This is a genomic window from Streptomyces odontomachi, assembly GCF_024435355.1.
GTDB lineage: Bacteria > Actinomycetota > Actinomycetes > Streptomycetales > Streptomycetaceae > Streptomyces > Streptomyces odontomachi.
Genome location: NZ_JAMJWG010000001.1, coordinates 551,900 through 577,453, shown reverse-complemented (window position 1 = coordinate 577,453; position 25,554 = coordinate 551,900). Strand labels below are relative to the sequence as shown.

Genomic DNA, 25,554 nt, shown 5'->3' with positions numbered 1-25,554 from the left:
CACCAGCACGGCCGGCCGGACCGCGCAGCCGTGGGACGCCGCCGTGTGCCGGGACGCGACCGCCCCGGCGCGCGGCAGCCCGGCGCTACCGTTCGACGTCCTCGCCGGTGGCCCGCCCGAACTCGGCGAGGGCCGCCGCCACCAGGGCCGAGACGCCCGTCTCCAGGGTGAGCCGGGCATGCGGACGGTACTGCGGCGCATGGTTCTGCGGGAGCGCCGCCAGCTTCTCCGCGGCGGTGTCGCCGGGTGCCGCCGCCCACTGGTCGGGGCCCGCCGAGCCGAGCATCCAGTAGCCCGCCCTGATCTCCGGCAGCCCGTGCAGCGCCGCGCCGGCGCCGGTGAGCAGGGGGAAGTCCTCGGTGGCCAGGCAGGGTTGCCAGCGGGCCACCCGGTGCGCCCCGAACTGCGCCTGGTGTGCCGCGCGGACCGCGTCCGTGACGATCGGATCGGGCACCGTGGCGGCGGACCGGGACAGCACCCGGACGCCGACCTCCGCTGGCACGGCCGAGGCCGCCGCCTCCGCCCGTACGATCCGCTCCACCGCGGCGGCCGCCCGGTCCAGCACCTGCTCGGTGAAGCCACGTGCCGTGACCCGCAGCAGCGCGCGGTCCGGCACCACGTTCCCGATCAGGCCTGCCTGCAACGCCCCCACGGTGAGGACCAGTTGCTCGGCCGGCGCGGTCTCGCGGGCGACGACGGCCTGGAGGCGCAGCACGGCGGCGGCGGCTATCAGTACCGGGTCGGCGCACAGATGGGGCGTCGCGGCGTGACCGCCGCTCGCTTCGATGACGACCTCCAGGGTGGTGCTGCCGGCCATCACCGCGCCGTCCCCGTGGGCCACCATCCCGGCCGGGAACGGCGCGGTGTGCTGCGCGAGGACCACGGCGGGCGGTGGAAAGCGCTGGTAGAGGCCGTCCTCCAGCATGGCGCGTGCGCCGCTCAGGGTCTCCTCGGCGGGTTGGCCGACGATCAGCAGGGTGCCCTGCCAGCGGTCGCGGGACCGGGCCAGCCAGGCGGCGGCGCCGGCCAGGCAGGCGAGATGGGCGTCATGGCCGCAGGCGTGCGCCACGGGGCAGGTACGCCCGTCGGCGGTGGTGCCGGTCGCGGTGCTGGCGTACGGCAGCCCGGTGGCCTCCCGCACCGGGAGCGCGTCCAGTTCGGCACGGAGCAGCACCACCGGGCCCGGACCGTTGCGCAGTTCGCCCACCACGCCATGGCCGCCGATGCCGCGTTCGACCCGGTAGCCGTCGGCCGCCAGCCAGGTGGCGAAGCGGGCCGCGGTGCGCTCTTCCGCGCCGGAGAGCTCGGGGGCGCGGTGCAGGTCGAGGTAGAGCTCGACCACGGGCGGCAGCAGCGGTGCGACACCGGGGAGCGGGCCGGGTCTGTGGGCGGGCTCCGCGGCGGCGGGAGGTCTCATCGTCGGGTCTCCGTCGGGTCGTGACAGCGAAGTGACAGCGGATGGAGGGGGCGGTGTGAGTGGACGCGCGTAGAAAGGACGGTGCCGGATCCTGCGGTGTCCGCGGCACCGCCCGACCCGGCGCGTCCGGCACGGCCTCGGGCCGTACCGGTGTCCGTCTTCCTACTACAAAAGGAGCGATCGTGGACAAGACTCCTGACATCAGCCTCGCCTCCCTCGCCCAGGAGATCCTGGACCTGGAGGCCGAGACCTTCGAGATCACCGACTACTCGGACGCCAGCGAGGTCATGCTGGGCTCGTCCACCAGCTGCTCCAGCACGAGCACGTGCTCCAGCACCACCAGCACCACCAGCTGCACCGCCTGACACGCGGCGCACTCGGCACCCGGGGAGGTTTCGCCCTCCCCGGGTGCCGACGCATGGCCAGGACCGGCGGTCGCCGACTGCCGGATGGCGGACCGGCCGGTTCACGGAAACGGGTGCGGGACCCGGCGCAGCTCCGCGTCGGTCAGGTCGGTGGCGCGCAGCCCGGCGCGGCGTGCGGCGGTGCGCAACCGCGGTAGGTGCAACGCGCGCTGGCGCGCCCAGCCGAAGTCGATCGGCAGCAGGCCCGGTGCCAGGGTGCAGACGGTGACCAGCCCGGCGCACCGCTGTTCCGGCGTCGTCTGGTCCACGACGATGACGTCGCAGCCGGCCCCGACCAGGTCGTCGCGCAGCAGCCGCACGTCGTCGAGGAGGTCACCGGTGCCCGGCCGGCGCTGCTGCCAGCCGGCGTAGACCGCACCGAGCGGGCGGAGCGCCGGCGGACGGAGGTAACTGCCTGCGTACCGCTTCATCTGCGGCAGCCCGAACAGCGCCGCGTGGTCGGGCAGCCGGCGCACCAGGTGGTAGTCGCGTGCCATCGCCGCGAGTTCGTCCGGCCGCTCGGCCACCTGCCGGGGCAGGTGCGGGATGTAGGTGAGGATCTCGGCGACGGCGGACTCCACCGCGACCTCCGGGTCGAAGGCCGCTCCCGCGGCGAACGCGAGGGCGCCCGGGCCGTCGTCACGGCGCACCGCCAGCCCGGTGACCACCGGTACCGCCAGGTCCACCCGGTTGTCGAAGACGTGGACGTCGTAGCCCTGGAGTGCGGCCCGGGCGATCATGGCCCGCACGGCGGGTGACGCGCAGGAGTCCAGGTCGATCTCGGTGAGCGGCAGATCCCCGTACCAGCCGAGCAGGAAGGCGTCGCGCTCGATGAGTTCCAGCAGCCCGTGCAGCACCGCCTCCTCGGTGCAGGAGCCGATGGCGCAGCCGTTGGAGCACTCGAAGACGAAGTTGTCGGCCGCGGTGCCGGCGCTGTAGTAGACCAGCCGGGCCGGCACGAGCACCGGCCGTTCGTCGCGCAACGAGTATCCGGTGACCCAGGGGATCGGCCGCTCGGGGTCGAACGGTGCCACCATCGGGTCGGCCGCGTACGTCTCGGGCGCGTAGAGCCCGCAGGTGCGCGGGTCCAGGGCGGCGTCGCCCAGGTTCGCCAGGGAGTCCACCGTCATGGAGGCGCGGTCGCGGCGGTGGGTACCGGCGTAGCGTTCCATGCCCTCCAGGAAGGCCAGGTCGCGGCTGCGTGCGAAGGAGTTGGCCTGGCCGCTCCAGGTCACGTCGGTGAGCCCGGCGTAGCCGCGCATGAAGACGGTGCCCGCCACCGGCGCGGTGGTCGGCGAGGTGACGTCCCGCCAGGTCGCGGCGCCCAGCACGCCGCACACCGGGTTCGCCAGCGCTTCGGTCGGCAGCGGGTGGTCGCCGGGGCGGCGCAGGCGGTAGCCGCCCGGGTCCGGCTTGGGCCTGGACACCAGCGGCGACGGGACCGCGTCCCCGGCCGTGTCCGCGGCCACGGCCGGAGCGCAGTGCGGGCAGAGCGGCTCCGGTAGCAGCGGCACCGTGCGCACCAGCAGGGTCCGCAGGTCGAGCCGGGTGACGCGGGGCAGCACCGGGTCGGCGGCGGGGGTCGGGGCGGTCGATCTGCCGGCGCGCGGTGCCGCGGCGCCGTGCGCGGGGGTGACGTGCCGGGTGCCGGCGTCCTGCGCCGGGCCTCCGGTGGTGGCGCGCAGGTACAGGGCCCAGACGGCGTCGACGGTGTGGTCCGGCAGTGGCGGCCAGTCGCCCACCGGCACGGTGACCAGGCCGGTCTCCAGGGCGTCCCGCTCGCTGCGGGTGCGCAGCCGCTGCCAACGGATGGCCAGGCAGGCCCCGCACGCCGTGGCGCCGCCGGCGGTGTCCTGCCACGGGCCGATCAGCACGGCGTCCGGAGCGAGGTGCACCAGGGCCTCGTGCGGCCCGGGTCCGCCGTCCGCCTCCCTCGACCCGCCCTGGTCGTGCTGCCGTTCGCCCATGGCGTTCACCGCGCCGATGACGGCGACCCGGGGTGTCGGCAGCGACCCGGCACGGGCCCGGGCGGCGAGCCCGCGTGCCAGCGCGCGGCGGGCCCGCTCCAGCGGTCGGCCGGGTCTGCCGGCTCGGCCGGGTGCCGCGGCCGCTTCGGGAGCGGCGGCGTGGGTGGTCATGTCTGGTTGCTCCAGCGGAAGAGGCGGGCGGAGAGCAGCCCGAAGAGGACGGCGAAGACGACCAGGCCCAGGCAGTCCACGGCGACGCCACCGGTGCCGCCGCGACCTCCGAAGGCGTCGGTGAGCGCGTCGTTCAGGTAGTGCAGCGGCAGCACGGTGGCGACCTTCTGGAGCCAGCCCGGCATCAGCTCCTCCGGGTAGAACGACCCGGACAGGAAGGCCATCGGCACCATCACCACGTTGGCGATGGCGGCGACCGCCTCGGGCGTGTTGGCGAGGGTGCCGACGAGCATGCCGAGCGTCAGGAACGCGGTGATGCCGAAGAGGATCGGCGGCAGCGCCAGCAGCCAGCTCGACGCCAGGTGCAGCCCGAAGACGGGCAGCAGCGCGATGGCGGTGAACAGCACCGTCTGGATCAGCCCCATCACGACGGCGATGGTCCAGCGTGCGGCGAACACGGTGCGCAGCGGCGTCGGGGTGCGCCAGATGAGGCGCAGGATGTCGTCCCGGCGCCAGTGCATCAGGGCGAACGCGATCGAGAACACCGCCGCGTTGCCGATGCCCCAGGACAGCACGCCGGGCGCGATGAAGTTGATGGAGGACAGCCCGCTGTCCCCCACCTGCTGGCCCTGGAAGATCAGCCCGAACAGCACCAGGAAGGCGAGCGGGAAGGCGAAGGTGAAGAACACCGTCGTCGTGTCCCGCAGGCTCGCCAGGTACGTGGCCTTGGTCAGTGCGGCGTAACGGCTCACGCGTGGTCCTCCACTCCGGTCAGCGTCAGGTAGGCGTCCTCGAGGGTGGCGGTGCGCACCTGCACCGCCTCGATGTCGACGAGGTCGCCGAGGGCGGCCAGGACCCGGTTGGCGGTGGCGGTCTCCAGGACCCGCTCGCCGCCCTCGGTGGTGACGCGGTCCACGCCTTCGAGGCCGCGGGCCTGTTCCACCGTCAGGTCGGCGGCGGGGACCAGCAGCCGGGCCGGGGCCCCCAGCGCACGGATCAGGTTGCGGGGGGTGTCGAGCGCCACCAGGCTGCCGCGGGCCACGATCGCCACCCGGTCGCAGAGCGCCTCGGCCTCGTCGAGGTAGTGGGTGGTGTAGATGATGGTGCGGCCGGCGCTGCGCAGCGAACGCAGCACGCTCCACAGGTCCCGGCGGGCCTCGGGGTCGAGGGCGGCCGTCGGCTCGTCGAGGAAGATCAGCTCCGGCTCGTGGACCAGCGCACTGGCCAGGGCCAGGCGCTGACGCTGCCCCCCGGACAGGGCGTCCACCCGGGTGTCGCGCTTCTCGGTGAGCCCGACGGTCTCCAGGGCGCGCTCCGCGGCCTCGGGGGGCAGCCCGTAGAGGGCGGCCACCGTCTGGAGGTGCTCCCCCGCGGTCAGCCGGACGAAGAACGCCGAGGCCTGGGTCTGCACGCCGAGGCGGCCCAGCAGGGCGATGTCACGTGGCCAGGGGGTGCGGCCGAGCACGGTCACGGTGCCGCCGTCGGCCTGCCGCAGCCCCTCGACGATCTCCACGAGGGTGGTCTTGCCCGCTCCGTTGGGCCCGAGGATGCCGAAGAACTCGCCGCGGCGCACGCTGAGCGAGACACCGTCGAGCGCCTGGACCTCCCCGTAGCGTTTGCTGACGGAGTCGAGCACGACAACGGGCTCGGTGGGGGTGGCGTCTTCGGTTGCGGTCATCTCGCCTTTCCTCTGCTGGGGTGGATGGGTGCCGGCGTCGTCGTCAGGGGGCGCGGCGCGGGCTGCGCCCTGCGGGGGGTGCGCGGGTGCGGGTGCCGCTCCGGGGCGGACCGCCGTCGCGGCAGCGGTGCCGGAGCCGTCCGCGGCGCGGGAGTCGCCGGCCGCGGCGTCCTGCCGGCGCCGGCCGTGCAGCCGCCGGCCGACCAGGCCCAGGGCCCACAGGAGCAGCGCGGCGGCCGCCACGGCCAGCGGTACGTAGGGGGCGGCGCCCGCCCAGCGCTCCGGCAGCAGGATGCGCAGTGCGGGCCCGCACCCGGCGAGGAAGGCGACCGCCAGGGCCGCGCAGAGCAGCGCATAGCCCCCGTAGACCAGCCGCAACCGCGTGCGGTACGCGGCCACGCCCGGACCGCGCCGGAGTGCCGCGGCGCCCAGCAGCTGGACGAACGCCCGGCTGCCGGTGGCCAGTTCCACGCAGCCCAGGCCGTAGCAGAGCGCCTTGTACCCGTCGAGCGGTGGCAGCGGGACGAGGTTGAGCAGCGCCATGGCGGTGCCCAGCAGCAGCAGCGCACCCAGCGGCGTCCGGGCCTGGGCGTGTTGCGGCAGCAGCGCCCACAGCGGGTACCACGGCAGCAGGAAGACGAGGTTGGCGACGGCGCCGGCGGCGGCGGTCGCCACCTGCTGCCGGCGGTGCGGGAAGAACCGGACGTCCGCCACCTCGCAGTACAGATAGGTGGCCATCAGCCGCCAGCGCAGGCCGATCTCCACCACCCGCCCGCCGCACGCCCGGGCGAGCAGGCCGTGCGCCAGCTCGTGCACGGCGAGGCTCACCCACAGCACGCAGCCGACGGCCAGCAGCAGGACCGGCTGGTGCACGGTACGGGCGGTCTGCCGGACCAGCTCGCCCGCGTGCGCACCGATGCCGACGAGCAGCGCGAGCACGGCCGCGCCCAGCACGGCCAGGCCGGAAGGGCGGCGGGCGACGGCAGGGGTGGCGGCGTACAGCCGGTCCATGAGGCGAGGGGCGTCCGCCACCAGCCGGGTGTGACCGTTCAGCAGGGTGGACCGGCGGGTGCCGTCCGCCGGGCCCGTCGGGTCCGCGGGGGACGGTGCGGCGGCGGCCGGGGTCCCGGAGCCGGATGCGGATGCGGTCGCGGTCCCCTGCGCCCGGGCGGCCGATCCGTCGTCCAGCAGCCGCCGGGAGTGCAGCAACCGCAGCATCTGCCCCCACTGGGCCTCGCCGAGCCGGGCGCCGAACCGCTCCGCGTACGCCTGCCCGATCTCCTCCAGCGACCTGGTGCCGTCCAGCCGGGCGATGATGAAGTACTCCTTCGGGCCGACCTCCATGCGGCGCCCGTCCCGCCCGTCCTTGAGCAGGTGGATGACGGCGGGGCCGCGGGTCAGCTCCGGTCCGAGCACCACGTGCGCGGCGATCCGCGGGCGCGCCGCGAGCAGCGCGCTGGTGGTCATCGCGGGACCGCCTGGGTCGGTTCGCGCAGCGCCCGGGCCAGCACGTAGGAGAGGAACGCCTCGTCCCGGATGGTCATCGACAGCCGGTTGTTGGTCATGTGCATATACGGCGACAGCAGCATCGGCAGGGCGTCACCGGGGTCGGACAGGGTGATGTCACGGGTGCCGTCCCAGGATCGGAAGACCAGCTCACCGTCGCGTGCCAGCTTCTCGACGCGGCGTCGCAGCTCGCCGCAGTGCTCCGCCCAGCCGCGCAGGAAACCGGGCAACCGTTCCGGTGCACCGTCCGCGAGCGCCGCCCGGACCTGCCGGAAGCGCTCCACCAGCGAGCCGCCCATCTCGGCGTAGGCCCGGTCGTACCCCTGCTGTGCGGTGAAGTTGGTGCCGCTGAAGGCGTTGTTCCAGAAGGTGTGGTAGCGGTCCAGGAAGGTACCCAGCGCCTCCGCGTCGGGGATCATGGTGGCCGACATGACCATCATCAGCTGCGCCGACAGGCCCAGCAGGATGGTGCGCAGATGTAGGTTCATGGTCCGGGACGCCTCGATCACGAGGTCGCTGGAGTGCTGGAAGTGCCATTCGGCCAGCTCGACCCCGGCGGGACCGCCGTACTTGCCGTACTCGGGCTCGTAGGGCAGGTCGGCGAAGGAGTTGTTCGGGCGCAGCCGCATCCGGCCGTCCGGGCCGAGCAGTTCGGCGCGCTGCTCGTCGGAGTACTCCAGCTTGAACAGCGTCTCGTACAGGTCCGCCAGGAACCCGGCCTTCACCTCGTACAGGGCGGGGCGCTGGCGCAGGAAGGCGTCGATCGCCTCGTGGGCCCGCTGCCGGACCACCGGTTCGGCGGCCGGGCTGCTCGCCTTCAGCCGGAGCCGCAGGTGCGGTCCCTCCAGCCAGTAGTTGATGAAGAACCAGCCCGACAGCAGCCCTTCCTCGGTGAGCGCGTCGACCAGCGGCCGGACGCAGTCCAGCAGCAGCGGTCGGGGGGACGCGGCGTAGAAGACGTGCACGGCCTGCCATGCGCCGGGCTGTGTGCAGGGCGCGGGTGCGCCGGCCGCCGGCGTCGTCGGTGCGGTCATTTCGATCCTTCCTGGGCGCCGTCGGGGCGGCGGCCCGGCGCGACCGGGCGGGGGACGAGTTCCACGGCCAGCTCGGCGACGTGGTGGCCGCGCGCGGAGCGCACGTGCAGTTCCTGCTCGCCGGGGAGCATCTCGGTGAGGACCACCCGGGCCCGTCTGCGGGCGAGCAGGCCCTCCAGGGCCAGCAGCGACAACGGGCTGTCGAAGTCCACGTACTGCGGTTTGGAACCGCCGAACCAGGCGGCGCCGGCCTCCTCCCCGCCGCCGTCCCGCCCCGGACCGTCGGTCGCCGCGGGGTCCTGCTCCTCGTGGACGGCCGCGAAGACCCGGGCCGGCAGGCCGTGTGCGGTGCGCCACCGGTGCCAGCCGAGGAACCACCGCGCGTCGTCGTCCCCCGGCTCTCGCCCGGGCAGCGCGCCGGCCGTCACTGTCCAGGCGCGCCGCTGGAGGACCACGCTGCGGTAGCGCACCCGGGGGCGGCAGGTGACACCGTCCACGGCCGGCCGCTGGGGCACTCCCCGCCACACGTCCGGGACGGCACGCGCCGTGGGCGACAGCAGCAGCAGGGTGCGCGGGATCTCCGGCAGCACCATCGGCACCAGATAGCCCAGGTACAGCGGCACCACCTCACGGCCCAGCCGGCGTGAGCGCAGCACCAGGCGGTCCGCCGCCTCGTCGTGCTCCGCGTACAGGTCGTCCAGGTGGATCCGGTCCTCGGGCGGCGCCGAACTGCGCTCTCCCGGGCAGACGATCTCGTGGTCGGTCAGCCGCCCGTGCAGGTTGAGGTTGGTGGTCGCCGCGCCCGCGGTGATCTCCGCGAAGACCGCGCCGTCCGGCTGCCAGCGCCGCAGGGTCGCGCGGAGCGCCTCGGTGAGGTCACCGCTCTCCTGCGTCGTCCCGGCCGGGAAGCAGTGCGTGAAGCGGGTGAAGGGGAAACACAGCCCGCCGAAGGAGTTGTTGAGCACCACCAGCGGTTCGCCGTCCCGCCGGGCGAGCTGGAGGAAGTGGCTCTGCGGCTGGTAGTCGGGTGCCGCGGGGGCGAGTTCGGCCGCGACCGCTTCGACGGTCTCCTCGTCGAGGACGAACTCCTCGGCGTCCGCGGGCAGCTCGGCCCAGCGCGCCCGCATCCGGTCGCCCAGGGCGGCCCTTGCCCGGTCGAGTGCGGTGATCTCCGCCATGCCCAGCCAGTTCTCCTCGGGTACGTACGCGCCGTCCGCGTCGTACGTGTCCTTGGTGGCGGTGAACTGGAGGTACTGCCGGAAGATGTCCTCGTGGAAGTCGTGCACCAGCCGCAACAGGTCGTCACAGCGACCGCCGCGACCGTACCGGGCGAGGAAGAAGCCCTTCAGGGTGAGCCGCTGGGCGAGGGCCACGTCGAACGCGGGCAGGATCCGGGCGAGCGACGTGAGCGGCCCGGCCGCGAGGCGGGACCAGGTCTCGGCAGGGGCCACGGCGGTGCCGGCGGCGGTGTCCTCGTAGAGCAGGGTCTGCGGCAGGACGGGCTCCTTCGCCCCGAGGAACTGCTGGAGCGCGCCCAGCTCGGCACGGAGCCCGGTGAGCAGGTCACGGCGGCGGGCGGCAGCGGCGGACGGGTACTCGGCCACGGCGGCCGCCGGCCCGCCGAGCCGGTCGGCGACCTGGTCGGCCCACGGGCGGCCCAGCGAGCGCAGCGCGGCCCGGAAGGAGCCCAGCGGGTCGGCGGCGTGCACATCGGTGGCGAGCAGCGGGAGTTGGAGCATGCCCAGCTCGTACAGGGCCGTGGTGTAGCGCTCGGCCTCCGGCGCCAGGGCGCCGGTCCGGTCCCTGAGCCAGCCCGACAGCTCCCGCCACGGGATCAGGGGGCGCTGCGCGAACAGGCCCAGCATGCCCTGGAGCGCACCGCTGCGGCGCAGGAAGAACAGCCGGTCCTGGGCCGCGTCGAAGCTGACCGGGGCGCTGTCGTCGCCCGCGGTCACCGCACGCTGCACATAGCGGACCCGGTCGTCGTCCAGCTTCCAGCCGCTGGCCAGGGCCACCGGCAGGTCGTCGCGGCGGGCCGGATCGGCGGCGATCAGCTCCGCGAGGCGGGCCAGCACGACGACGTTCAGCCGAGGGTGGCCGCGCCACTCGTCGGCCACCGGCAGGTCCGGAACCGGTCCCGCCGACGCGCCCGCGTCCGGGTGCGCGGGTACGTCCACGCCCGTGCCCAGGGGGAGGCGCCCGTCCGCTCCCGGGGACGCGTGCCCTTCCGCAGACGGGCGGAATCCGCCGAGCGCGACTCCGGTGAACGTGCTGAAGGGGCTCGTCTTGCAGGCCGTGCGGTAGAGGTAGGCCAGCAGTGACCGCTCCTTCTTGCGGGTCTTCTTGTCGGGGACGGCGGCCGTGGCGCGGATGTAGTCGTCCAGCCGGGTCTCCAGCGTGGGCGAGGCCAGCAGCAGTCCGAGCCGTAGCCGCTCCTCGTCGGCGGCCAGTCGACGCAGCTCGGCCCTGCTGCGCGCCAGGCCCGCGGCGAGGAGTCCGGCTCCGGCGCCCCGTAGCTCCTCCCACCGCTCCCGGGCGTGCAGCCACTCGGTGAGCAGCCGCCCGGTCTCGCCGCCGATGGCCGAGGCCGTCGCACGGGCGGCGGCGCGGTCCGACGGCAGGCGGTTGTTGAACACCTGGCGGCGCAGTGCGAGCAGCCGGCGGCGCACGGCGGCGTCCTCGGTGCGGCCGACCTCCTCGGCCAGCGGATCGCTCAGTGCCTCCCCCAGGTGCGCCGTACGGCGCTCTTCGGTGAGGGCACGCTCCGCCCAGTCGGCGACGTCCGGGCAGCGCAGCCGGTGCACCGTCTCGATCGGCAGTCCGGCGACCCGCAGCATGAAGCGGTCGTTGAGGAGCCACGCGGCGCGTGCGGCGGTGGCCGCGGTCGTCGAGTCCGTCGTGGTCATGACGGTCCCCCCTTCCCCGTGATGGTGCGCATGGCTAGGCGATGTCGTAGCGGAAGTCGGCCGGGCGGGGCCGCTCATGACCGATCATCATGATCAGCAGTGGCAGTTCACCGGTCACGTCGTCCTGGCCCATCTGCTCGGCGAAGGAGACGCTGTCGAAGCCCAGGGCCACCCCGCAGCCGAGGGACAGTGCGGCGGACGCGGTGTAGACCGACTGCGCGACGGCGCCGACGGTGGCGTTCACCAGCCGGTAGCCGCGGTCCCCCACGGCGTCCAGGACGGCGTGCGTGCGCACCGCCGGCACCAGGACGGCGGCGGCCCGCTCGACGTTGTAGTTGGAGAGGAAGTAGTTCGTCTGGAGGAACGCCCCGAAGTCGCCCTCCTTCACCAACCGCAGCGACCGGCCGTCGCGGTCGTACCGGTACAGCCCGCGTGCCACCCCGGACACATGGTTGACGATGACGTACAGGCTGGTCAGCGGGGTCTGCCCGGCGGTCTCCGGCTCGCTGCCGAGGCCGCCGCACCCGTCGGCAGCGGCCAGCACGCCGGACAGCTGCCGGGCGTCGATCGGCTCGGTCGCCTCGAACCGGCCGAAGCTGCTGCGCCGGTGCCGCAGCGCCGCGCGTACGGTCATGTCGAGCGGCGGCGGCTCGGGCAGCGCGACCACCCGGGCGTCCGGTGCCGGGGGCGCCGGGAGCGCCGGGGTGAGGGCCCCTGGGGCGGGCGGGTACGCGGCGCCCTCCAGGGTCGCCGCGTGGATGCGCTGCACCGTCTCGAAGGTGGTCACGCGCCGGGAGAGCACCTGGTCTGACAGGCGCACCCGGGGCGCACCCGGTACTCCTGCGTCGACCGGTCGTTCCGTGCGCGGCGCGGCGCCCCGCCAGCGCAGCGGCACCACCGCGAACAGCCCCTCCTCGTCGGCGTCGAGGCCCAGCAGCCGGCCCAGGCGCGGCTCGTCGAACCACAGGTGCGGCCCGATGTGCGCGCCGGCCGCACGCGCCCACAAGCGCCAGGTCCCCAGCACGGTGCCCACGTCCATGGTGACCGCGTGGTAGCAGAAGCTGTTGTACTTGAACGCGTTCTGCCAGAAGGAGACGCCGAGCACCAGGAACTGGTCGCAGCCGTCGGCCGCCGCACGCCCGCCGAGCGCCGCCCGCACCTCGCCCGTGACGTCCCCGGCGAGCAGCCGCTGCATGCTGTGGTGCGGCGTGGAGTAGTAGTACACGCCCGGCGCGAGGGGACCGCTCGGGCCGGTGACCCAGTGCACGCCGACCGGGTAGAGCCCGCCGCCGGAGGCCGTGCCGCGCGACCAGTTGGCGTGCCGGTAGAACGGTAGCGACCCCAGGTCCGTGTTGGCCTGCACGGCGAGGCGGCGGCCGACGAGACCGTAGGAGTCCCGCAGCATCGCGCCCAGCAGCGGCAGGTCGAACGGCCGCTCGCCGCCCGGCCCGTACAGGCCGCGGTGCAGGGTGGCGTCCGCAGGGCAGCCGCCGTCCGGCAGCGGGAAGGAGTCCACGCCGGGGAAGAACTTGCCCTTGCGCGGGCGGTCGCCCCAGTCGGGCACCCAGTCGGCCGGTTCCATGGGGATCCGGCCTCTGCGCATGATCGCGGTGGCGTACTCATGGGCGAACCCCATGGCCACTCCCTTTCGTGAACGGTCGGCAGGCGGGTGGGTCGGTGCGGCGGCGTGCTCAGGGGAACGGGTGCGGCGCCGGGTTGATCTCGTCCGTGCGCAGGTCCCGGGTGCGCAGGCCGGCCTGGCGCAGCGCGGTACGGGTACGGGCCAGGTGCCGCGCGCGCTGGCGCCGCCAGCCGAAGTCGATCGGCAGCAGCCCCGGGACCATCACCCGGGCCGTGGCGAAGCCGAGGTCGCGCTGCTCGGGGCTGGTCTGGTCGACGACCAGCACGTCGAAGCCGTGCGCGGTGACCGCGGCGACGCAGCGTTCCAGGTCGTCCCGGAGGTCATCGCCCGGGACGAGCGCGCCGGGCCCGGACGCCAGTGCCGTGAGCGGCGTCATGGGGCGGCCGGCCCGGTCACCGTCCGCGCCGTCCGCCCCGCGTTCGCCCCGTTCACCCCGTTCGCCCTGTTCACGGTCGAGCAGGAACGCGGTGTACGGCGCCATCTCCGGCAGTCCGTACAGCAGCGGATGGTCGTGCAGGACGGCCACCCGGTCGAAGTCGTCGGCCATCGCCCGCAGCCGGCGCTCCTCGCGCACCGTGCGGCGGCGCAGGTTGACGGAGTCGGTGGCGATCTCGCACAGCCCCGCGGCGAGCGCCGCCTCCGGGTCCAGGCCGGCGCCGGCGCCGAAGCACATCCGGCCCAGGCCGCCGTCGACCCGCTCGGCGACCGCGGTCACCACCGGGATGGGGAAGGTGACGCGGGTGTCGAAGAACCGGGCGCGGTAGCCGTACAGGGCGAGCCGGTCGATCATCGCCCGGGTCTGGGGGCGGGTGCTGCTCGCGGGGTCGATCTCGGGCAGCGGGGCCCGGCCGTACCAGGCCAGCAGGAAGGCGTCCCGCTCCACGGCCTCCATCAGGCCGTACAGCACCGCCTCCGTCATGCTGCCGCCGGAGGCGCAGCCGTTGGAGCTCTCCTGGACGAACCGTCGCCGTGCCCCGCCGGGTGCGTGGTAGTACGCGAGGATCTCCGGGATGAGCACGGGGCGCTCGTCGCGCAGCGACCAGCCCCACACCCAGGCGATCGGACGGCTCGGGTCGAACCGCGGCAGATCCGGTTCGGCGGCGTGGCAGGCGTCGTCGTACAGACCGCACACCCGAGGGTCGAGCGCCGTCTCGCCCAACTCGTCCAGGGAAGCGGTCACCGTGGTGCGCCGGGCACGTGCCCGCATGCCGGCGAACCGCTCCAGGCCCTCCAGCACCCCGACCCGCACGCTGGTCCCGTAGCTGCCCGCGTGCCCGCCCCAGAAGCAGTCCCGCAGGTAGCTGCCGGACCGTGTGGTGAACGCGCCCACCACGGACGAGGTCGAGGCCGACGCCAGATCGGGCACCACCGAGGGGCCGAGCATGCCGGTGACCGGGTTGACGAACGCCTCCAACGGCAGGTGGTAGGCGTCGATCGGGCGCAGCCGGAAGGTGTTCCGCGTCGGCTTCGGCGCGGACTCCGGCACCACCCGGGCAGCCTCCGGCCCGTCGTCGGTGCGGACGTCACAGCGCGGGCACTCCGCCTCCGGTACCAGCGGGAAGGCCGAGACGTGCAGCGTCTCCAGATCGACCAGGTACACCGCGGCGTAGCCGGCCACGCGGCCGCCGCCGGCCCGCTCCCGGATGCGGTGCCCGGCGACCAGCGCGGCGAGGGCGTCCGCCGCGAAGCCTCCGGTGCCGGGCGGGCTGCCCGCCGCCCGGGTGCCGTCGCCGAGTTCGACGGCGTCCCGCAGCGTGTCGGCGCGCACCGCCTGCCAGCGGCGGGCCAGGCACAGCGCGCAGGGCCGCCGCTCCCCTGCCGAGGAACGCACCCCCTGCGCCGCTGGGAACGGCCCGACCACCGCGGTGTGCCCGTACAGGCGCACCGGCACCCGGTCGGGGTCGGCCGAATCGGCTGCGGAAACGGCCAGTTCGTCACGTGCGCCCAGGGCGGACACCTCGACGTCCAGGCCGGTCAGGCCGGCCGCGGCATGGGGCGCGAGGCGGGCGGTGAGTGCGTCGGCCAGCCGGGCGCAGGCCGTCCGCCAGGGACCGGTGAAGCCCGTCACGGCCAGCGGGGCACGGCCCGGCCCCGGCGGCTGGACAGGGCGCTCTACACGCGCCGCGCCCGCCCCGGGGCCTTGCGGCGAGAGCACCTCAGTCACCGTGCCGCATCCCGTCGACGAGCAGTACGCGGGTCACGTGTACGCCACCGGAGCGCAGGTCGGCCGCGTCCGCATCGGCCACCAGGGCGTCCCGGCCGGCGGCGCGCAGGGCGTCCAGGGCCGTGTGCCAGGTGACCGCCGCGTCCAGGGCCGCCCCGCAGTCGCCGGCCGCGGCGAGGGTGCCCACGTCGAGGCCGGCCCAGAGCGGATCGCCCGCACCACCGTGCACACCGTCGGAGCCGTCGGCCACCTGGGCGGCGCGCTGCACCGCGCCCAGCAGGTCGCGCAGCGCCTCGAGGACCGCCTGGCGCCGTCGTGGCGAGCCCGCGACGGCCCAGCGCCACGCGCCGGTGCGCGGGTCCACCGCGCGGGCCAGCACCACGGCGAGCGGGTCCGAACCGAGGTCCAGCAGCTCGACGGTGACGCCGAGATGGCCGGCGGAACGGGTGAGGAAGAGCAGTTCGGGGTCGTCGGCGAGGCGCTGGAGCTCGAGTGACGTCACCGGCGTCTCGTGGCGCACCGCGCGGCGCAGGGCGTCGTACGCGAGGGCCGACGCCAGGGCGCCTGCCGCGGCGGCGTCCCGAGTCGCCCCGGCGGACATGCCCGCGCCGGTCCGCTCGAACACACCGGTCGCGTTCTCCGGGCCGAAGGGGCGCAGGGCGGCGGCCGGCACGAGGTGGGTGCGCCCGTCGAGCAGGGACGTCGCCGCTGCCCACCGGGCGACGGCGTCGGGCCGGGCCGCCAGGCCGCTGGAGATGGCCAGCGCGGCGGGCGCCACGAGCGGCCAGGTGGCGCGGGCCTTCTCCAGCGCAGGACCGTCCAGCACCGCCGCCGGCACCACGTGCTCGGCGTACACCTCCGCCGCCGCCAGCAGCGCCCGCAGCCGGGCGCCCGCGACATGGTGCACGTCGCACGCTGCGACCTCCCGGTGCCGGCCCGGCGCGATGCCCAGGCGCACCGTGCTGATCTTGAGCGGGGTCTGCTCCCAGTCCTCGTCGGTGAAGGCGCCGAAGACGCCGGCCCGTTCCTGCACCAGCGGCGCACGGCGGTCCAGCTCGGCGAGCGCGTCCCGGGCCGCCTGCTCGTCGGCCGCCCCGTCGGCCGGCAGGGCGTCCGGCCCGGCCGGCGTGTCCGCCGCGTCCAGGTCGACGGCGAGCAGGTCGGGGGCCGGCTCGGTGCCGTCCGCCGTGGCCGGCGCAGGGCCGCAGTACCGGCAGCGCGGGTGCGGCAGCAGCGGCTCGGCGGCGACGTCGAGCGAGTCGAGGTCCTGCACGATCAGCTGCCGCTCGGTCTCGGCGGGCAGGGCTCCGGTGCGCTGCCGGAAGACCTCGTAGCCCAGCAGGTTGCCGGCCATGGCGGCGAGCGGTCCGGTGACCGGCGCCGCCCCACCGTCCAGCGGTCCGGCCGGGCTCAGGCCGCTCCACAGCTGCGCGGCGTCGGCGGCGGCGCCGTTGGCCCCCAACCGCAGCGCGGCGCACGACCAGCAGCCGGTGCCGTCCGCCGTCATCGACGGGCCGACGACCAGCTTCCGCCCGAACTGCCAGGCGGGCAGCAGGGTGCGCCCCCGCGGCACACCCTGCTCCAGCAGCCGCACCAGGTGCCGCAGCCCGGCGTCCTGACCGGTCGCCACCACGACGTCGTAACCCTCGAGCGCGGACCAGTCCGGCGGCGCGGCACCGTCCTGTCCCCCGTCGCCGCCCGCCCTCTCCAGCGCGACGGGGCAGCCGGCGGACGCCAGTGCGTCGGCCTCCTCCCGGACCTCGCGCCACTCCTGAGCGCCGGTCACGTCCGCGGTCACGCCGACCGTGGCGCAGCCGTTGCGCAGCAGGCTCAGCGCGGCCCAGCGAGCCAGCGGGTCGTCGCCGAGCACCGCCACCCGGGTGTCGCGGAACCGGCCGAAGCGCTCGGCGGGGGCGTCGGCGTAGTGGTCGAGGTAGCCGATCTGCTCAGCGAACCGCTCGGCGACCGGCTCGGGCAGCACCGCGGCGTCGCTGCCTGGGGGCACGTCTCGGGCGAAGCCACGCGCGTAGAGTGCGTGCACGAGGCGGACCACCATGTCGCGCTGGCGCTCCCCGAGGCCCTGGCACAGGTCCTCGACCCGGCGCTCCCCGTTCAGATGCGGCACCAGGACCGTGGCGAACCGGTATGCCTCCTTGGAGGAGACGTTGAAGCCGCCCTGGGCGTTGTGGAACAGCACTCCCGACGGGGTCCGCGTGTAGAGCACGTCCCTGCGCATGCGGGGCCGTGTCCCGGCGATCTCCTCATAGGGCGTCAGCGTCTCGGTCATGGCAGTCAAACCTCCGTGGGGTGCCATGGGGAGTCGTCCGGCCGCGACGGGGCCGCGTCCGCGTCGGAGCGGTCGTCCCGGCCGGGGGGTGCGACGGGCAGCGGGGTGCCGCTGGCCGCCTGCGCGAAGGTGCGCAAGAGGTCGTGCATCCGGTAGCGGCCTTCCGGCCGCTCCTCCAACAGGCCCGCCGCCACCAGGATCTTCAGCACGCCGGCGCCGGTGGCGCCGTCCGGGGTCGGTGCCGGTGTGGCGGGGTCGTCCTGCGGGTCCGCGGCTGCGGTGCCGGCGGGCGGCCCGGCCCGCACGGACCGCGGGGCGGCCACCGGGATGGCGGAGCGCGGCTCGTCCGGCAGCTCGCCGCGCAGGATGGCCAGTTCGAGGCGGCGCAGCGACGGATCGGGGTCCACGCCCAGCTCGTCGGCCAAGTGTTCCTTGATCCGGCGGTACTCGGCGAGCGCCTCGGCCCGCCGGCCGGAGCGGTACAGCGCCTCGACGAGTTGGGCGGCGAGCCGCTCGTGCGCCGGGTGGGCGCGCACCGCCTGCCAGGCGTCGGTCAGGATCTCGCGGTGCCGGCCGAGCCGGAGTTCGGCGTCGAAGAGTCCCTCGACGACCCGCAGCCGTTCCTCGGCGAGCCGGGGCACCTCGTCGCGGTGCAGCAGCTCGGAGTTGACGTTGCCGAGCAGCGGTTCCTGCCACAGGGCCAGCGCCGCCCGGAGCAGCCGTGCCGCTTCCTCGGGTTCGTCGCAGGTCCGCGCCCGGGCGACCGTGGCGCGGAACCCGAGCAGGTCCAGGGTGTCCGCGTCGGCGCTCAGCCGGTACCCGCCGGGCACCGCCTCGATGAGGTTGCCCCCGACCCCGTACTTCTCGAAGAGCCGGCGCAGCCGCAACACGCAGGTGTGTAACGCCGACCGGGCGTTCGCCGGGGTGCGCTCGCCCCAGACGAGGCAGCGCAACCAGTCCGCGGAGACCACCGTGTTCGCCCGCAGCAGCAGGCCGGCGAGCAGGGCCGCGGGGCGGGACGCCTGGAGCACGGCGGTCTCCAGGCCGTTGGTGATGCTCAGGGGGCCCAGGACCCTGAATCGAGGGCGGTCCGCCATCCGTAGTTCACCCGCGTCGTCCGTGCTGGTGGTGCGGACGGCACCGGGTCTGTCGGTGCTGTCGTCCAAGCGGACCTCACCTCCGGCTTCGGTGTCGTGCGTCGATCGCATGCTTCGGGGTCGTGGCACGTCCTTCGTGCGCCGCAGGACAGGGGTCGGCGGCGCGCAGGAGCGATGGTGCGGTCCCGGCTGGGTGAGCAGCACACCAGTTCGGCGACGGGCATGAAACTAGGCAGTAACCAAGCGCGCCGTCCAGTAGCCGAGGGAGGGAAATCTCGCATCCTCGCCTTTGCCCGTTCTAAAGAACTCCGGCAAGCTGGGGCCCGTTGGCGAAACAGGTGCACGGATTCGGGCCGTGCAGGAGAGGACGGCCCATGACGTGGTGGGCGCTCGTACCGGTGGTCACCCTGCTCAGTGGACCCGTCACCCTGCTCGTTCTGAAGCGGGCCAAGCGGGCGGAGAGGCATCGCGACGAGGAGCACGAGCAGTTCTCCTACCAGCGACTTCCCGCGGGGACCGAAACGGGGCGCGAGGAGCTGCCCGGGAGTGGCGGACGGCTCCCGGGCCATGAGCGGTAGGGCCGTGCGGCAGGCCGGACGAAGGGTCCGTCAGGCCAGGTGGAAGACCTCGGTGAGCGGGCGCATCGCGCCGTCGGGGGCGGCCTCGTCCAGATCCTCGAAGAACTCGGCCATCTCCGCCTGCCAGCGGGCGTTGACGTCCGTCTCGTCCATCGCGGCGCGGGCCCGCTCGAAGTCCTCGGTCTCCAGATAGCCCACGAGCAGGCCGTCCTCGCGGAGGAAGAGCGAGTAGTTGTGCCACCCCGTACGGGACAGCGCGGCCAGCATCTCGGGCCACACCTCGGCGTGGCGCGCGCGGTACTCGTCGATGCGATCACGGCGGACCTTCAACAGGAAACAGACACGCTGCACAGGCAGTCCCGGAGTGCTCCGTAGGGGCGGGGGGCGAGAAGGCGGGGCAAGGGCGGTTGGCGGTTGAAAGCTTTCAAGCTCGTCCTCTGGGGAACCCTAGTCCTGGTCCCCAGGAGCCTCAAGCGGCCCGTCCAGGTGCCCGTCCCCGCGGTACATGGCGCGGTATCGCTCCATCCACGCGGCATTGAGCCCGTCCGCCTGGCGCCTGTGCCAGGCCCGCACGCCTCGCCCCTCGGGCAGGGCAAGACCGAGGAAGTCGAGGATGCCGCGGACCACGGCGGCCGGATCGGCGGCCAGATCCTCGTAGCGCACCGTGTGGGGCCGGATGCCCGTCGCGGCGAACCACGCCTGCCATGCCGCGTTGTGCTCGCGGATGGTGCGGATCCACCGGTCGATGCCGGCCGCGTCGAACCGGGGCGATCCGCCGCCGGCCGCCCCGCCGCCGATCTCGCCGTGGCCGCCGATGTACCAGGTGCCGGTCTGCTCGGCGCGCAGCCAGGAGACCGCCTGCGCCAGGATGTCGTCACGGTGCAGGTAGACGAACCGGGTACGGCCGAAGGCCCGCTCCAACAGTGCGGTGTCCCGCCCGGCCAGGTCCGGGTGGACCCCGGCCAGCTTCTCGACGACCTCGTCGAGGGTGCCCCACATCAGCTTGGCGCCGAAGACGCCGTTCTCGCTGCGGCCGGCGGTGAGCGCGGCCCGCACGAAGTCCGCGTAGTCGACGCGGCCCTGGGCACCGCGGTCAAGGCCCCAGCGCTCCGCCCACAGCTCCTCGTCGGGCGCCCGGAAGTACGCCTGGGGTCGGCCGGCCACCCCGGTGGACTCCATCAGCCCGAGCAGCAACGAGCTGCCGGTACGCGGTGTCGCGCAGACGAAGTACGTGTCGGTACGTCCTGTCGTCATCGGCGTCACACCGCCAGGTAACGAGATCGCGAACGTGCCACGCAACCGAATTTGTGGATGATGGGCCACGGGACAGGACCGGCGCGACGGGAGACGGCACCCACGCAACCGGACGCGGCCGCGCAGGCGCAGGGCGTCCCCCGGTCAGGCGACAGGAAGGGCGACAGCATGTCGGTGCGCAGTGAGCGCGAAGGGCACGTCACGACCGTGGTATTGGCCAGGCCCGAGGCGCGCAACGCGGTCGACGGCGCCACCGCCGCCGCGCTCGCCGACGCCTTCCGCGCCTTCGAAGCCGACGACGCGGCGCGGGTGGCGGTGTTGTGGGGCGAAGGCGGCACGTTCTGCGCGGGCGCCGACCTCAAGGCGATCGGTACCGAACGCGGCAACCGCGTCGCGCCGGACGGTGACGGGCCGATGGGCCCGACCCGGCTGCGGCTGTCCAAGCCGGTGATCGCGGCGGTCGCCGGGCATGCGGTGGCGGGCGGCCTGGAGCTGGCGCTCTGGTGCGATCTGCGGGTCGCTGAGGAGACCGCGGTGTTCGGGGTGTACTGCCGGCGGTGGGGGGTGCCGCTGATCGACGGCGGCACGGTGCGACTGCCCCGGCTGATCGGCACCGGCCGGGCCATGGACATGATCCTCACGGGCCGTCCCGTACCCGCCGCCGAGGCCCTGGCCATGGGTCTGGCCGACCGTGTGGTGCCGCCCGGCAGCGCCCGCGCGCAGGCGGAGGAACTGGCGGCGCAGATCGCGCGGTTCCCGCAGGCGTGCCTGCGTGCGGACCGGGCCTCGGTCCTGGACCAGGAGGGCCTCGACGAGCAGGCGGCGATGGCCGGGGAGCTCCGCCATGGCATGGGCGTCCTGGTTGCGGCGGCGGAGGGTGCGGCGCGCTTCACGGCAGGGGCGGGCCGCCACGGGTCGTTCGAGGACCGCTGAGCCCCATCAACAGCCTCACCTCACCCCTCAGCCTCGTTCATCCCGATCACTCGACGGCGACATGCACCGGTCCCCCGCCGGCGCTCACCCGAGGCAGCCAGGCGCCGGAGAGCCGGACGGTCCGGTTCGGGACGGCCGTGCGGTGGTGGCGTTCGCGGTGCAGGACCCGTCCGTCCTGGGTGACGACCAGGGTGGGCCGGATGAGGAACGCGTCCGTGGACAGCAGGAATCCGGTGCCGGCAGGAGCACCCGGGAGGATGCGGTGGGGTGCGATCCAGCGCAACGGTGCCTCGACGCGTACCGGGACGAGGTCCTCCTCCGGTTCCGGCCAGGCCGGGGCGGTCCCCGTCAGGTGGCGGAGCATCGACCGGGCGGCGAGCGCGCCCTGGTGGGCCGCCGTGGCCGCGCTCTCGACGGCGTGCAGTCCCCCGCCGGCGGCGAAGACGCCCTCGCATGAGGTGCGCAGGTCCTGGTCGACGCAGGGGCCTCGGGTGCCCCGGTCGAGCAGCAGGCCGCCGCTCCTGGCCAGTTCGTGGTCGGGGACGAGATCGCCCGTGAAGATCACCGTGTCGCAGTGCAGCGTGGCGGTGCGACCGTCGTCGTGCCGTAGCCCCAGACCCGTCAGCCGGGTCCTGCCGCGCAGTTCCGTGACGTGTGCCCCGGTCAGCAGCGGTACACCGCGGAGCAGTCGGGCACGTTGGGCGCGGGCCCGGCCGCCCTGGCCGTGCGGGTGGGCGGTGACCATCGCGACCGCGGCGGTGCCGGCCTGCCGCAGGGCGTCCAGCACCGGGTAGCTCACCGGTTCGGCGCCGACGACGACGGCGCGCGAGCCCACCGGAAGCCCGTACAGGTGGACCATCTGCAACAGCTCCCCGGCGGTGAACACGCCCGCGGGCCGGGTGCCCGGCACGAGGCGTGCGGCGCGGGGGCGTTCGCGTGCTCCGGTGGCGAGCAGGACGCCGCGCGCGGCGAGCTGCTCGGGGCCCTGCGGGCTGGTGACGGCGAGGGTGCGCGGACCCGCCCAGCCGAGGGCGGTGACCCCGGTGCGCAGCTCGGCGCCCGACCTGACCGCGTACTCGACGGCCCGCGCCGCGTACTCGGGCCCGGTGCGCGGGCCGCCCGGCCGGCCGAAGCCACCGTGCCGGCAGTACTTCGGCACACCGCCGGCCTGCTGCTCGCGGTCGATCACCAGGACGCCGCCGGCGCCCCCGGCTGCCAGGGTGGCAGCGGCGGCCAGACCGGCGGGGCCGGCACCGACGACCAGCACGTCCACGGTCCGCAACGGCAGTGGCTGCGTCGCGCCCATCACCGCCTCCTCTGCGCTGCCCGCCCCGTCGTCTGCACGCACCGTGCCCACCACTCCTGCCGTGCCCCTCGTTTCCCCGCCCACGGTGTCACGCACCGCTGCGCTGCCACGACCGCCGGCTCATCCCGACCCCGCCGCACCCCACGGAGGTGCTCCGGTGACCGGCCCGACGGCCCGCGACCGCTCGAACAGGTCGCGTACCTGCGCGCCGCAGGCGAACCCCTGGCAGCGGCCGCTGAGCACCCGGGTGCGGCGCCGCAGTCCGGCCAGGGAGGCCGGGGGCACGGGGGCGGCGAGCGCGTCGCGTACCTCGCCCCGTGAGACCCGCTCGCAGTAGCAGACGAGGGTGCCGTACGCGGGGTCGGCGGCGACGAGCGCCGGCTGCTCGCAGGGGCGCGGGGTGTCCCTGCCGAGCGACGGCATGCGCAGCGGCGGCAGGTCGTCGGGGGCGGGAAGGTCGAGGCCGGCATCGGCGAGCAGGCCGGCGACGTGGGACGCGATGCCGAGGGACGCGGTGAGTCCGGTGGAGCGGATCCCGCCCACCGTGACCGTGCGCCGTTCGGCATCCGCCCGGATCTGGTAGTCGTCGTGTTCGGTGGCCGCCCGCAGCCCGGCGTAGACGGCGGTGACCTCCTCGTCGAGGAGGTCGGGCAGGATGCGCCGGCCCTTCTCGCGGAGCGCCGCGAGCCCTTCGGCGGTGGACTCGGTGGCCCGCTTGTCGTGCAGGTCCTCGGCGGTCGGGCCGAGCAGCACGTTGCCGTGCACGGTCGGCGCGACGAGCACCCCCTTGCCGAGCGCGGTGGGCACGGGCAGCAGGATGTGCCGGACGAGAGCGCGGGCGAACGTGTCGTAGACGAGCAGTTGGCCGCGCCGCGGGCTCACCGTGAAGTCGTGCCGGCCGATCAGTGCGTCGACGGCGTCGGCGTCCAGGCCCGCGGCGTTGACCAGGTAACGGGCGTGCAGCACGCCGCGCCCGCTGGTCACCTCGTGCCGGCCGGCGCGGTCGCGGATGCGCCGCACCCGGCAGCCGAGGTGCAGGTCGACGCCGGCGAGGACGGCCTGGGTGGCGTAGGCGAGGGTGGTCGTCCAGGGACAGATGATGCTCTCGCCCGGGACGGCGAGGGCGCTGAGGGCGCCCGGGCCCAGCCGGGGCTCACGGGCGTAGAGCTCGGCCGGTTCGAGGATGCGGGTGTCGTCGACACCGTTGCGGCGTGCCTTGGCGGCGAGTTCGGGCAGCACGGCGTGCTGGTCGGCGTCCCAGGCGACCAGCAGGGCACCGGTGCGCTCCAGCGGGATGCCGGTCTCGGCGGCGTAGCCGGCGAGGAGCGCCGACCCCTCGCGCATCAGGCGGGCTTCGAGGGAGCCGGGCACGGCGTCGAATCCGGTGTGCAGGATCGCCGTGTTGGCCTTCGACGTGCCCTCGCCGACGTCGCCGTTCGCCTCCACGAGCGCGACCCGCAGGCCACGGTGGCGGGCGAGTTCGCGGGCGATGGCGGAGCCGACCACGCCGGCTCCGATGACGGCGACGTCGTAGGGCGCGTCCGGCAGCGGCCCGGTGGTGGTGACGGTCATACGGCGGCCGGGGCGGGGGCGAGCAGCGCATCGACCGCGGCACGGAACTCCGCCCGCCGCGCCGCGGCCTCGTCGGCCGTGATGCGGGGCTCGTAGACCGCGGCCGGCCGCCATGCGGGGACGGCGTCGGCCACGGTCAGCGTCGGATCGAGGCCGAGGCGCGCGGCGGCCGCGACACCGAGCGCGGTGGCGTCGTGCACCGCGGACACCTCCACGGGCCGCTGGAGCAGGTCGGCCTGGGTCTGCATCAGCAGGGCCGAGCGGGTCAGACCGCCGTCGGCCCGCAGCACGTCGAGCGGGGCGGCGAGGTCGGTGGCGGTGGCGTCGGCGAGCTCTGCGACCTGAGCCGCGATGCCCTCGCACAGGGCGCGCACCACGTGTCCCGGTGCGGTGTCCAGGCCGAGCCCGGTGAGCGAACCGCGCACCTCGCCGCGCCACCAGGGGGCGGCGAGCCCGGCGAGCGCGGGAACGAAGGTGACGCCGCCGCTGTCGGGCACCGAGGAACCGACCGTGTCGAGGTCGGCGGCGCCGGAGATCACCCCCAGGCCGGTGAGCCAGCCGACGGCCGATGCAGCCGTGTAGACCTGGCCGTCCAGGCAGTAGCTGGTGCGGCCGGCGAGCCGCCAGGCGACACAGCTGACCAGGCCGGCACCGCTCCTGCGGGGCATCTCGCCGGTGGGCGCGAGAAGGAACGCGCCGGTGCCGTAGGTGCACTTGGCGAGGCCCGGCTCCGTGACGCGCTGGGCGAGCAGCGCTGCCTGCTGGTCGACGAGCAGCCCGGTGACCGGCAGTTCGGGCCCGAAGGCGGTCGTGGTACCGGCGCGGCAGCCGGCGTCGACGATCTCGGGCAGCCGTTCGCCCCCGAGACCGAAGGCGTCCAGTGCGGCCGGGGACCAGGCGACGCCGTCGAGGTCGAGGAGTTGGGTGCGCCCGGCCGTGGCGGCGTCGGTGACGAAGGATCCGGTGAGCCGGTGCACCAGCCAGGAGTCGGTGGTGGTCACCACGCCCTGACCGGTCAGGTTGCGGCGGATCCAGGCCATCTTGGGCGCGGCGAAGTAGGCGTCCAGCGGCAGCCCGGTGAGCTGCTGCAACTCCGCGGCGCGCGGGGCGAGGTCGCGGCAGACGTCCTCGGCGCGCTTGTCGTGCCAGACGATGGCGTCGGTCAACGGCCGGCCGGTCGCCGGATCCCAGGCCAGCACCGTCTCCCCCTGGTTGGCCAGGCCGACCGCCGAGACGGTGACCCCGGCCGCCGCGAGGGCCCGTCGTCCGGCGGCCACGACGGAGTCGTACAGCTCGGCCGGATCGACTTCGGCGCGTGAGCCCGGCAGTTGGCGGGGGTGGACCGGGGCGGTGGCCGAGCCCAGCACCCCGCGCTCCGGGCAGACGACGAGGGCTTTCGTCCCCGAAGTGCCCTGGTCGATGGCGAGTACCGGGCCCGTCATGGTGTCACTTCCGTACCTCGTGGGTGATCAATGCCGCGCGCCAGCCTGGTCCAGGCGCCTGACACCGTCAAGCGCACCCGCCGACCAGCGCTCACTCTCTATATCCATTTCGCAACTATGCGTGGAGAACGGCCGATGATCCTTCCGTTCACCGGAACCCGCACCTCTACACTGGCCGCCGTCCAGGCAGTCCCCC

18 protein-coding genes and 1 pseudogene are annotated in these 25,554 nt (G+C 74.8%); 3 read left to right on the top strand and 16 right to left on the bottom strand.

Annotation, left to right across the window (positions count from 1 at the left end; all coding sequences use genetic code 11):
• Positions 1-85: 85 nt before the first annotated feature.
• Positions 86-1,417: an amidohydrolase gene (locus NQO67_RS02385; RefSeq protein ID WP_255945792.1), complete on the bottom strand. Its 1,332-nt coding sequence runs from the start codon at positions 1,415-1,417 to the stop codon at positions 86-88.
• Positions 1,418-1,599: 182 nt separating this feature from the next.
• Between NQO67_RS02385 and NQO67_RS02380 the strand changes: the two genes are divergently transcribed.
• The gene (locus tag NQO67_RS02380) at positions 1,600-1,782 is read left to right on the top strand and encodes a thiazolylpeptide-type bacteriocin (protein WP_255945790.1); all 183 of its coding nucleotides are present in this window, start codon (positions 1,600-1,602) and stop codon (positions 1,780-1,782) included.
• 101 nt (positions 1,783-1,883) lie between these two features.
• Here NQO67_RS02380 and NQO67_RS02375 read toward each other — a convergent pair whose 3' ends face one another.
• The 10 genes and pseudogenes from NQO67_RS02375 to NQO67_RS44515 form a co-directional block, all read right to left on the bottom strand.
• A complete protein-coding gene (locus NQO67_RS02375; RefSeq protein WP_255945788.1) occupies positions 1,884-3,959 on the bottom strand; it encodes a TOMM precursor leader peptide-binding protein in 2,076 nt (691 codons plus the stop codon).
• Entirely contained in the window at positions 3,956-4,711 is a 756-nt protein-coding gene (locus NQO67_RS02370) for an ABC transporter permease (RefSeq protein WP_255945786.1), read from the bottom strand. The genes NQO67_RS02375 and NQO67_RS02370 overlap by 4 nt, the downstream gene beginning before the upstream one ends.
• Positions 4,708-5,637 (bottom strand): ABC transporter ATP-binding protein, encoded by a 930-nt coding sequence (locus NQO67_RS02365; RefSeq protein ID WP_255946715.1) that lies wholly within the window; start codon positions 5,635-5,637, stop codon positions 4,708-4,710. Before NQO67_RS02365 ends, NQO67_RS02370 begins: the two co-directional genes overlap by 4 nt.
• 621 nt (positions 5,638-6,258) lie before the next feature.
• Positions 6,259-6,648, bottom strand: a pseudogene (locus tag NQO67_RS44520) (site-2 protease family protein); the annotation flags it as partial.
• A 452-nt stretch (positions 6,649-7,100) separates the two neighbouring features.
• Positions 7,101-8,177: a lantibiotic dehydratase C-terminal domain-containing protein gene (locus NQO67_RS02360; RefSeq protein WP_255945784.1), complete on the bottom strand. Its 1,077-nt coding sequence runs from the start codon at positions 8,175-8,177 to the stop codon at positions 7,101-7,103.
• The gene (locus NQO67_RS02355) at positions 8,174-11,083 is read right to left on the bottom strand and encodes a lantibiotic dehydratase (RefSeq protein ID WP_255945782.1); all 2,910 of its coding nucleotides are present in this window, start codon (positions 11,081-11,083) and stop codon (positions 8,174-8,176) included. The genes NQO67_RS02360 and NQO67_RS02355 overlap by 4 nt, the downstream gene beginning before the upstream one ends.
• Positions 11,084-11,117: 34 nt before the next feature.
• Positions 11,118-12,719, bottom strand: a complete 1,602-nt coding sequence (locus NQO67_RS02350) for a nitroreductase family protein (RefSeq protein ID WP_255945780.1) — start codon at positions 12,717-12,719, stop codon at positions 11,118-11,120.
• Between the two features lie 55 nt (positions 12,720-12,774).
• Positions 12,775-14,793 (bottom strand): TOMM precursor leader peptide-binding protein, encoded by a 2,019-nt coding sequence (locus NQO67_RS02345; RefSeq protein WP_374118885.1) that lies wholly within the window; start codon positions 14,791-14,793, stop codon positions 12,775-12,777.
• Positions 14,794-14,881: 88 nt separating this feature from the next.
• The gene (locus tag NQO67_RS02340; RefSeq protein ID WP_255945778.1) at positions 14,882-17,176 is read right to left on the bottom strand and encodes a TOMM precursor leader peptide-binding protein; all 2,295 of its coding nucleotides are present in this window, start codon (positions 17,174-17,176) and stop codon (positions 14,882-14,884) included.
• A 5-nt stretch (positions 17,177-17,181) separates the two neighbouring features.
• Complete coding sequence (locus NQO67_RS44515) at positions 17,182-18,342, bottom strand: AfsR/SARP family transcriptional regulator (protein WP_374118884.1); 1,161 nt, start codon at positions 18,340-18,342, stop codon at positions 17,182-17,184.
• Positions 18,343-18,647: 305 nt separating this feature from the next.
• On the opposite strand from NQO67_RS44515, the gene NQO67_RS02330 reads away from it, so the two are divergent.
• A complete protein-coding gene (locus NQO67_RS02330; RefSeq protein WP_255945776.1) occupies positions 18,648-18,851 on the top strand; it encodes a hypothetical protein in 204 nt (67 codons plus the stop codon).
• Between the two features lie 30 nt (positions 18,852-18,881).
• Here NQO67_RS02330 and NQO67_RS02325 read toward each other — a convergent pair whose 3' ends face one another.
• Positions 18,882-19,202, bottom strand: coding sequence for an L-rhamnose mutarotase (locus tag NQO67_RS02325; protein ID WP_255945774.1), 321 nt, complete (start codon positions 19,200-19,202; stop codon positions 18,882-18,884).
• 96 nt (positions 19,203-19,298) lie between these two features.
• Positions 19,299-20,105 carry a Stf0 family sulfotransferase gene (locus tag NQO67_RS02320; protein ID WP_255945772.1) on the bottom strand — a complete coding sequence of 269 codons (807 nt, stop codon included), beginning with the start codon at positions 20,103-20,105 and terminating at the stop codon, positions 19,299-19,301.
• A 168-nt stretch (positions 20,106-20,273) separates the two neighbouring features.
• Here NQO67_RS02320 and NQO67_RS02315 point away from each other — a divergent pair, with 168 nt between their 5' ends.
• Positions 20,274-21,038 carry a crotonase/enoyl-CoA hydratase family protein gene (locus NQO67_RS02315; RefSeq protein WP_255945770.1) on the top strand — a complete coding sequence of 255 codons (765 nt, stop codon included), beginning with the start codon at positions 20,274-20,276 and terminating at the stop codon, positions 21,036-21,038.
• 46 nt (positions 21,039-21,084) lie between these two features.
• On the opposite strand, the gene NQO67_RS02310 is transcribed toward NQO67_RS02315, so the two are convergent.
• The 3 genes from NQO67_RS02310 to NQO67_RS02300 form a co-directional block, all read right to left on the bottom strand.
• Positions 21,085-22,344 (bottom strand): NAD(P)/FAD-dependent oxidoreductase, encoded by a 1,260-nt coding sequence (locus NQO67_RS02310; RefSeq protein WP_255946702.1) that lies wholly within the window; start codon positions 22,342-22,344, stop codon positions 21,085-21,087.
• A 120-nt stretch (positions 22,345-22,464) separates the two neighbouring features.
• Positions 22,465-23,916, bottom strand: coding sequence for an NAD(P)/FAD-dependent oxidoreductase (locus NQO67_RS02305; RefSeq protein ID WP_255945768.1), 1,452 nt, complete (start codon positions 23,914-23,916; stop codon positions 22,465-22,467).
• Complete coding sequence (locus NQO67_RS02300; RefSeq protein ID WP_255945766.1) at positions 23,913-25,358, bottom strand: FGGY family carbohydrate kinase; 1,446 nt, start codon at positions 25,356-25,358, stop codon at positions 23,913-23,915. The genes NQO67_RS02305 and NQO67_RS02300 overlap by 4 nt, the downstream gene beginning before the upstream one ends.
• Positions 25,359-25,554: the final 196 nt, after the last annotated feature.

What these genes read in the sequence shown, in the direction of transcription:
- NQO67_RS02385 (WP_255945792.1), bottom strand. Translation starts at nt 1,417, where the DNA reads ATGAGACCTCCCGCCGCCGCGGAGCCCGCCCACAGACCCGGCCCGCTC.
- NQO67_RS02375 (WP_255945788.1), bottom strand. Translation starts at nt 3,959, where the DNA reads ATGACCACCCACGCCGCCGCTCCCGAAGCGGCCGCGGCACCCGGCCGA.
- NQO67_RS02365 (WP_255946715.1), bottom strand. Translation starts at nt 5,637, where the DNA reads ATGACCGCAACCGAAGACGCCACCCCCACCGAGCCCGTTGTCGTGCTC.
- NQO67_RS02360 (WP_255945784.1), bottom strand. Translation starts at nt 8,177, where the DNA reads ATGACCGCACCGACGACGCCGGCGGCCGGCGCACCCGCGCCCTGCACA.
- NQO67_RS02355 (WP_255945782.1), bottom strand. Translation starts at nt 11,083, where the DNA reads ATGACCACGACGGACTCGACGACCGCGGCCACCGCCGCACGCGCCGCG.
- NQO67_RS02350 (WP_255945780.1), bottom strand. Translation starts at nt 12,719, where the DNA reads ATGGGGTTCGCCCATGAGTACGCCACCGCGATCATGCGCAGAGGCCGG.
- NQO67_RS02340 (WP_255945778.1), bottom strand. Translation starts at nt 17,176, where the DNA reads ATGACCGAGACGCTGACGCCCTATGAGGAGATCGCCGGGACACGGCCC.
- NQO67_RS02330 (WP_255945776.1), top strand. Translation starts at nt 18,648, where the DNA reads ATGACGTGGTGGGCGCTCGTACCGGTGGTCACCCTGCTCAGTGGACCC.
- NQO67_RS02320 (WP_255945772.1), bottom strand. Translation starts at nt 20,105, where the DNA reads ATGACGACAGGACGTACCGACACGTACTTCGTCTGCGCGACACCGCGT.
- NQO67_RS02315 (WP_255945770.1), top strand. Translation starts at nt 20,274, where the DNA reads ATGTCGGTGCGCAGTGAGCGCGAAGGGCACGTCACGACCGTGGTATTG.
- NQO67_RS02310 (WP_255946702.1), bottom strand. Translation starts at nt 22,344, where the DNA reads ATGGGCGCGACGCAGCCACTGCCGTTGCGGACCGTGGACGTGCTGGTC.
- NQO67_RS02305 (WP_255945768.1), bottom strand. Translation starts at nt 23,916, where the DNA reads ATGACCGTCACCACCACCGGGCCGCTGCCGGACGCGCCCTACGACGTC.
- NQO67_RS02300 (WP_255945766.1), bottom strand. Translation starts at nt 25,358, where the DNA reads ATGACGGGCCCGGTACTCGCCATCGACCAGGGCACTTCGGGGACGAAA.